Genomic DNA, 7,245 nt, shown 5'->3' with positions numbered 1-7,245 from the left:
GCTATGACCCGAAAATGGGGGCACGCCCAATGGCCCGCCTGATCCAGGATCAGATCAAGAAGCCGCTCGCTGAAGAGCTGCTATTTGGCAAGCTTGCGTCTGGTGGAGATGTAAAAATCAGCCGCCGGGATGGCGAGCTGAAGATAGATATCAGCGGGCGCGATACGTAATACGGCCCTTGGTCAGGTCGTATGGGGTCAGCTGCACTGTGACCTTGTCGCCGGTGAGGATGCGAATGTAGTTTTTGCGCATCTTGCCAGAGATGTGTGCAGTAACAACGTGACCATTCTCCAGCTCAACGCGGAAAGTGGTGTTGGGAAGGGTGTCGGTGACCGTGCCTTCCATTTCGATAAAATCTTCTTTTGCCATGCCTTGTATCTGTAAAGTTAACAACAGTTTGTCAGCCCGAGATTATAGCATGATTAAAACGCTTGATTACAAAAATGATCAGGAGCCCATGGAATGAAACAGAAAATAGTGAAGCCTGACGATGAGTGGCGTGAACAGCTCGATAGCAAACAGTTCAGAATCTGTCGTCAGAAGGGTACCGAGGCGCCATTCACGGGTGAATATAACGTGACAAAAACCGATGGAGTCTATCGCTGTACCTGTTGTGGTGAAGCGCTGTTTGATTCTGCTTCCAAGTATGATTAAGGTTCCGGCTGGCCAAGTTTTTACAAGGCGCTGAATGATGACGCAGTCGAGCAGGACCGGGATACCAGTCATGGCATGGTGCGCACGGAGGTTCACTGCGCAAAGTGCGATTCGCATCTTGGCCACCTGTTTCCGGATGGCCCGCAACCAACCGGGCTGCGTTACTGTATCAACGCTGCCTCGCTGGTACTCGATTCAGACGACAAAAAGCGCTCCTGATAAGTTATCATTGCTGCTTGTCTGATTTCGATAGCCGTTACATGCCCGCTCTGAAAATTACAAATCTCCGCAAAACCTACGCGCGCGGTCCGGAAGCCCTGAAGGGTATTGACCTGACTGTAGAGAGCGGAGACTTTTTTGCGCTTCTTGGTCCCAACGGCGCTGGAAAATCAACCGCCATCGGGATCATCTGCTCACTGGTTAACAAGAGCGATGGCAAGGTCGAGGTGTTCGGCCATGATCTTGACACTGATCTGCTCGGTGTTAAACGCCACATCGGCCTGGTCCCACAGGAATTTAATTTCAACCAATTTGAACCCGTGATCGAAATTCTGATCAACCAGGCGGGCTACTATGGCATCGAACGAAGCGATGCTGCGCAACGAGCTGAAAAGCGCCTCAGGCAACTCAACCTGTGGGAAAAGCGCAACACCATCGCACGCAACCTCTCCGGTGGAATGAAACGCCGCCTGTTGATTGCGCGCTCACTGGTTCATGATCCAAAACTGCTGATTCTCGATGAACCGACAGCCGGGGTTGATATCGAGATTCGTATGTCGATGTGGGAGTTCCTGCGCAAAATTAATGAAGAAGGAACAACAATTATCCTTACCACCCATTACCTTGAAGAGGCAGAGAATCTGTGCCGGAATATCGCCATTATCGATAACGGCATCATCATTGAAAACAGCTCAATAGATGTGCTGCTTGAACGTCTCCAGCAGGAGATTTTTGTTCTCGATATAGATGTGGCGGTCAGCGAGGCCCCAACTATAGAGGACTACAGCGTCACCTTGCGCAATGCGCAATCCCTGCAGGTTACCGTCGACAAGGCGTGCGGCCTGACACGACTCTTCTGCAGCCTTGCTGAGCAAAATATCGAGGTGCTGAGTCTGCGTAACAAGCAGAACCGTCTTGAACAGCTGTTCCTCGAGATGACCCGGGAGAGCCGTCACCCGGTAGAGGAGTCCGAAGGATGAATTTCAGAACCAATGTCTGGACACCGTTCACGACTCTTGTCATCAAGGAGTTCAACCGTTTTATCCGTATCTGGGTGCAGACAGTGCTGCCGCCCGGCATTACGATGGCGCTCTACTTTGCAATTTTCGGCAAACTGATTGGCGAACGTATTGGTGAGATGGACGGCTATGCCTACATCGACTTTATCGTTCCCGGCCTGATCCTGATGGCGGTCATTACCAACTCCTATGCCAACGTGGTATCGAGTTTCTACCAGGCCAAGTTCGGTCGCTTTATAGAGGAGATACTCGTATCGCCGGTGCCGAACTGGGTCATTCTTGCCGGTTACGTCGGCGGAGGAGTGGCGCGTGGCATGGTGGTAGGCGTACTTGTCACCATTGTCGCGATGTTTTTTACCGACCTGCAGGTACACAACTACCTGGTCACACTGCTGGTCTTTTTCCTTACCTCGGTACTGTTCTCACTTGGCGGTTTCATTAATGCCGTGTACGCAAGGAATTTTGACGATATCGCTATCGTACCGACCTTCGTGCTGACACCGCTGACTTACCTTGGCGGTATTTTCTACTCGATTCAGTTGCTGCCCGATTTCTGGCAGATGGCATCACTGGCAAACCCGATTCTCTACATGATCAATGCTTTCCGTTACGGGCTGATTGGTATATCGGATATCAACATCGCGTGGGCATTTGTCATCATCCTGTTTTTTATTGCTGTGCTTGCCTCTTTCAGCATGAGGTTGCTGAACAAGGGTATCGGACTGCGTTCATAGACAACAAGGATGTTGACTCAAATAAACAAGCCCATTGCAACAAGAGTCACTCTTTTACTTCTACTTCTCATGATGGGAGGAGACGCGTGGTCAGTCGAGCAACTGGGCATCGAAATCGTCAAACAACATCCTCATCCAGGCAGGCCATTCACGCAGGGCTTTTTATTCGATAAGGGCCTGGTTGAGAGTTCGGGCGGTTACGGAAAAAGCTACATCCAGCGATATCAACCCGGTGCTTTTGCTGCAAAACAGCGCGTGGCTGTCAATGCCGACTATTTTGCCGAAGGCATGGCAAAACATGGTGCTTCCTACTACCTGTTGACCTGGAAATCACGTGTCATGTTGCAACTTGACCCAGAGAGTATGGAGGAGACAGGACGCACACTCTATAGTGGTGAAGGGTGGGGGCTGGCAAGCGATGGTCGGCAGTTGTTGATGAGTAACGGCAGCAGCAGGATCCGTTTTTTCGACCCCTTCGGAGTGGTTCCGGAGCGCAGCATTAACGTCTCCCAGGATGGTAAACCGGTTAACCGTTTGAATGAACTTGAGTGGATTGAAGATAAAATCTTCGCCAACATCTGGTTAACAGATCGTGCCGTCATCATCGATCCGCAATCCGGCGAGGTAACTGCCACGATTGATCTGTCGCTACTTCGCAAGGACCTGCATAAGCCTGACAAGGTTGATGTGATCAACGGCTTTGCATGGGATGCCGAGTCAAAAAGACTCTTTGTTACCGGAAAAAACTGGCCGCTCGTTTTTGAGATCAGACTGACACAAAGCCCGGACTAGTTACATTAAAAAGGCTTGTCACCCGAAGATAGAAGCTACAGAAACTCTTTCTCTACTAGAGTGATTTCATCAGACTATCGACAAGACGAGCAGTGACACCCCACAGTAGTTCATTGTCGTAACGGCGGTAGTAAAGAACATCTGTCTGTTGCTGCATGCCGTGAAGCAGTCGTGGACGTCTTTCAAGGTTGTCGGGATTAGCCAGCCATTCGAGCGGTATGGTAAAGACGCGATCAACTTCTCTTGGATCCGGTGATACCGTGAAAGCCGATGTGACCTGTGCTACGACTCCTGTAACTTCAAAGTTGCTAATGGTTCGATAGCTGTTGAGCGAACCGAGCACATCGACCGCATGCGATTGCAGGCCAATCTCTTCATGCGCTTCACGCAGTGCCGTTGCATGTGAGTCCCTGTCACCGGGGTCTACTTGTCCACCCGGGAAGGCAACCTGGCCGCTGTGCCTGTCTTTGTCGTGCTGGCTGCGACGGATAAAGAGAAAGTGCCAGCCATCCTGCTTGCGGATCAGCGGCATCAATACTGCGGCAGCTTTTGGCGGCGCATTGAAAAAACCGGGAGGGAAGTTTTCCTGCAACGGTGTCACATCGGCCTGAGTCAGCCGTTGTGATATCCGTTGCGGAAGATCGTCCCAGTCAAACATGGTTCAGGGTAGCTCCACCTTTTGTGGCGCAACCCAGTTTTCATCCCTGTGTTCAACGGTGACCAGTGTGTAGATACCGCCGCGCACTTTGAAGTCAGCAGTCAGACGCATAAAACGTGGATTGGTGGCCGCAACCAGGTCTGCCAGCATTTCGTTGGTGACTGCTTCGTGAAAAGCACCCTGTTCACGAAATGCCCATATATAGAGCTTGAGTGACTTGAGTTCGACGCAGAGTTGATCCGGTACATATTCAAGCAGTAGTTCGGCGAAATCGGGCTGGCCTGTTTTTGGACACAGGCATGTAAATTCCGGCATGCGGATGCGGATTGTGTAGTCGCGTTCCGGGTTTGGGTTGTCAAAAGTTTCAAGCTCTTTGCCTGGCTTGGTGGACATCGGTTTATTCCCTGTCGAAAAAATTGCCCTCTATTATATCTATATTCAAAGAACTTATCGAATGTCATTTTCAATCAATAACTTACGATGCTTTTTTAATCTTATACAGATATAGACGACAGGCGCTACATTCAGTATGCTACCGCTCCATGCGTTTGGAAAAAATAAAACTTGCCGGGTTCAAGTCATTCGTTGACCCGACCACTGCTGATTTCCCCACAAACCTGGTTGGAGTCGTCGGCCCCAATGGCTGCGGTAAATCGAATATTATCGATGCCGTGCGCTGGGTCATGGGCGAAAGTTCGGCCAAAATGCTGCGTGGCGAATCGATGGCAGACGTCATCTTTAACGGTTCGAGTTCACGCAAACCGGTTGGTACTGCCTCGATAGAGCTGATATTTGATAACAGTGACGGTGGTGCCGGCGGTCAATACGCCAGCTATTCGCAAATCTCGGTTAAACGCCAGGTCTCACGTGATGGCCAGTCAAACTATTATCTGAATAATACCCGCTGCCGTCGGCGTGACATTACGGACCTCTTTTTAGGTACCGGTCTTGGTCCGCGCAGCTACTCGATTATCGAGCAGGGCATGATCTCGCGCGTTATCGAGGCGCGTCCGGAAGAACTGCGTGTCTATCTCGAAGAGGCAGCCGGAATCTCCAAGTACAAGGAGCGCCGCCGCGAGACCGAGAATCGCATTCGCCACACGAGGGAAAACCTCGAACGCCTCGATGACCTGATCGAGGAGGTTGGAAAACAGCTCAAGAATCTCGAGCGCCAGGCAGCAACTGCTGAGAAGTACAAGACATTCAAGGCAGAAGAGCGCCAGTTACGTGGTGAATGTCTCGCCCTGCGCTGGAAATCGATGCACGATGAACTCGATGTGCATGAGCGTGAGATTGCAGCCCAGGAGAACAAGCTTGAGGCGGAGATTTCCACGCAACGCCAGATCGAGTCAGAGATTGAGCAGCTGCGCAGCGATCATACGGATGCGAATGACAACTTCAACAAGGTGCAGGGAAAGTTCTATGCACTTGGCGCCGAAATCGCGAGGCTGGAGCAGACGATTCAGTATGCGCTCGAATCACGTGCAAGGCAGCAGGCTGACCTGAGCCAGATGGAGTCATCCTTGCAAGAGCTTAATCGCGAACGCCAGCAGGACGAGGACCGCCTCGAATCAATCGCCACCACACTCCTGACCCAGCAGCCGTTACTGGATGCAGCCGAAATAGAGGAGCGTGAAGCGTCTGAACAGATGGCGGCCTCAGAAACAGCCATGCAAAACTGGCAGACCGAATGGGATGGTTTTAACCAGCAGGCAAATGAGCCGGCACAGCTTGCACAGGTTGAGAGAACAAAAATCAACCATATCGAATCAGAGGCGCAAAAACTGCAACAGCGACTCCAGCGCAATAGTGAAGAGCGCGAACGCCTGCAAGCCCCTGACCTCGTCAATGAGATAGACACGCTGGAAAACAAGCAACGCGAGGCGCAGACAAGACTCGAAGAGAAACAGTCCGCTCTTGATGCGGCAATCGGGCGTATTGGCAATATGCGCCTGGAACAGGAGTCGGTTAACAGAAAGCTGAATGATGCGCGTGCTGAACTGCAGAGCAGTAAAGGGCGTCTTGCATCGCTGGAAGCACTGCAGCAGGCTGCCGCAACAGAGGGCAGGGAAGGTGCCGACTGGCTGCAAAAGCAGAATCTCGCCGAGGGCAAACGCCTGGCACAGTCGATTGATGTCAGCAGCGAGTGGCGCAAGGCGGTCGAGACCGTGCTTGCCCAGCACTTGCAGGCGATCTGTGTTGATGACTTCAGCCGTTACAGCGGTGCCGTCGTCGATCTCGAGGAAGGGCTTGTTGAACTGATAGAGAGCGCGGGCGGTTCACAGCAGGTTGCTGATGATTCCCTGTTGAACAAGGTCGATTCAAAACTGGACCTGTCGGCTCTGCTTGGCAGTGTGCGTATGGCTGATAGCCTGCATGATGCGCTGTCACGTCGCAATGAATTGAAGGGCAACGAATCCTTTATTACCGTAGACGGAATTCAGATCGGCAAAAACTGGATGCGATTCGGCCGCGAAGCCGGTGCACAGAAAGGTATTCTTGAGCGTGAGCAGCAGATTCGTGAACTGCAGAAAACCCAGTCTGAGCTTGAGAGCCGGGTGGAGAGCCTGGTTAAAGAACTCGAGCAGCATGGCGAGGCGATTGCATCCGCAGAAGCGCAACGCGAACAGCAGCAGCAGGATTTCAACCAGGTCAACCGCGAGCTTGCGGACACCCGTTCGCAACTGAGTGCAAAAAAGGCGCGCGCCGATCACCTCAAGCAACGCCTTGAGACAGTCGAGCAGGAACACCAGGAACTCAATGCCATGATTGCGGAAGGGAATGAGACTATCGAGAGCTCCAAAGAACGTCTCTACGAAGCGCTGGAAGTGATTGAAACCATGAGTTCGAAGCGCGAGGCACTGGTTCAGCAGCGTGATCGAATCAGGGAAGAGCTGGAGCAGGCGCGTCAGCAGGTGACAGTGAAAAGAGCAGAGGTCCACAAGCTCTCGGTGGAACTATCCACGATGCGTTCACAGCACGGCAGTCTCGAGGAGAGCAGCCAGCGCAGCCGTAACCAGATAGAACAGATGAGCGGACGTCGCGAGGCACTGGCCGAGTCGCTCAGCGGTGATGATTCACCGATCGAGGAGCAGAAGCAGAAACTCGAGGAGCAGTTGCAGTCACGTCTTAAAGTCGAGGCGCAGCTGGCCGAGGCACGCAAGCTGCT

The 7,245-nt window shown here is 52.2% G+C and carries 8 protein-coding genes and 1 pseudogene; 6 read left to right on the top strand and 3 right to left on the bottom strand.

What is annotated here, in order from left to right; translation table 11 throughout:
• Positions 1 to 170, top strand: a 170-nt coding sequence (locus BOW51_RS11780) for a ClpB D2-like domain containing protein (RefSeq protein WP_135568074.1), incomplete at its 5' end; no start/stop codon positions are given.
• Here BOW51_RS11780 and infA read toward each other — a convergent pair.
• Positions 151 to 369: a translation initiation factor IF-1 gene (gene infA / locus BOW51_RS05450; protein ID WP_043115807.1), complete on the bottom strand. Its 219-nt coding sequence runs from the start codon at positions 367 to 369 to the stop codon at positions 151 to 153. The two genes, BOW51_RS11780 and infA, sit on opposite strands and share 20 nt — an antisense overlap.
• 93 nt (positions 370 to 462) lie before the next feature.
• On the opposite strand from infA, the pseudogene msrB reads away from it, so the two are divergent.
• From msrB to BOW51_RS05430, 4 genes and pseudogenes are all read left to right on the top strand, one after another.
• Positions 463 to 873: pseudogene (gene msrB, locus BOW51_RS05445) on the top strand (peptide-methionine (R)-S-oxide reductase MsrB).
• Positions 874 to 914: 41 nt separating this feature from the next.
• Positions 915 to 1,853 carry an ABC transporter ATP-binding protein gene (locus BOW51_RS05440; protein WP_078476812.1) on the top strand — a complete coding sequence of 313 codons (939 nt, stop codon included), beginning with the start codon at positions 915 to 917 and terminating at the stop codon, positions 1,851 to 1,853.
• Positions 1,850 to 2,626 (top strand): ABC transporter permease, encoded by a 777-nt coding sequence (locus BOW51_RS05435; protein WP_078476811.1) that lies wholly within the window; start codon positions 1,850 to 1,852, stop codon positions 2,624 to 2,626. Before BOW51_RS05440 ends, BOW51_RS05435 begins: the two co-directional genes overlap by 4 nt.
• Positions 2,627 to 2,695: 69 nt before the next feature.
• A complete protein-coding gene (locus BOW51_RS05430; protein WP_167367243.1) occupies positions 2,696 to 3,418 on the top strand; it encodes a glutaminyl-peptide cyclotransferase in 723 nt (240 codons plus the stop codon).
• A 55-nt stretch (positions 3,419 to 3,473) separates the two neighbouring features.
• On the opposite strand, the gene BOW51_RS05425 is transcribed toward BOW51_RS05430, so the two are convergent.
• The gene (locus tag BOW51_RS05425; RefSeq protein ID WP_078476809.1) at positions 3,474 to 4,076 is read right to left on the bottom strand and encodes an NUDIX hydrolase; all 603 of its coding nucleotides are present in this window, start codon (positions 4,074 to 4,076) and stop codon (positions 3,474 to 3,476) included.
• Positions 4,077 to 4,079: 3 nt separating this feature from the next.
• Entirely contained in the window at positions 4,080 to 4,469 is a 390-nt protein-coding gene (gene queF, locus BOW51_RS05420; protein ID WP_078476808.1) for a preQ(1) synthase, read from the bottom strand.
• Positions 4,470 to 4,618: 149 nt separating this feature from the next.
• Here queF and smc point away from each other — a divergent pair.
• On the top strand, positions 4,619 to 7,245 hold a 2,627-nt coding region (gene smc / locus BOW51_RS05415), incomplete at its 3' end, for a chromosome segregation protein SMC (RefSeq protein ID WP_078476807.1).

It is taken from the genome of Solemya elarraichensis gill symbiont (genome assembly GCF_002021095.1).
In the GTDB taxonomy this organism is placed as follows: Bacteria; Pseudomonadota; Gammaproteobacteria; order Chromatiales; family Chromatiaceae.
This window is presented reverse-complemented; position numbering and strand designations above follow the sequence as displayed.

Coding starts and splice junctions, on each gene's coding strand:
- BOW51_RS05440 (WP_078476812.1), top strand. CDS start 915: ATGCCCGCTCTGAAAATTACAAATCTCCGCAAAACCTACGCGCGCGGT.
- BOW51_RS05425 (WP_078476809.1), bottom strand. CDS start 4,076: ATGTTTGACTGGGACGATCTTCCGCAACGGATATCACAACGGCTGACT.
- BOW51_RS05430 (WP_167367243.1), top strand. CDS start 2,696: ATGATGGGAGGAGACGCGTGGTCAGTCGAGCAACTGGGCATCGAAATC.
- infA (WP_043115807.1), bottom strand. CDS start 369: ATGGCAAAAGAAGATTTTATCGAAATGGAAGGCACGGTCACCGACACC.
- BOW51_RS05435 (WP_078476811.1), top strand. CDS start 1,850: ATGAATTTCAGAACCAATGTCTGGACACCGTTCACGACTCTTGTCATC.
- queF (WP_078476808.1), bottom strand. CDS start 4,469: ATGTCCACCAAGCCAGGCAAAGAGCTTGAAACTTTTGACAACCCAAAC.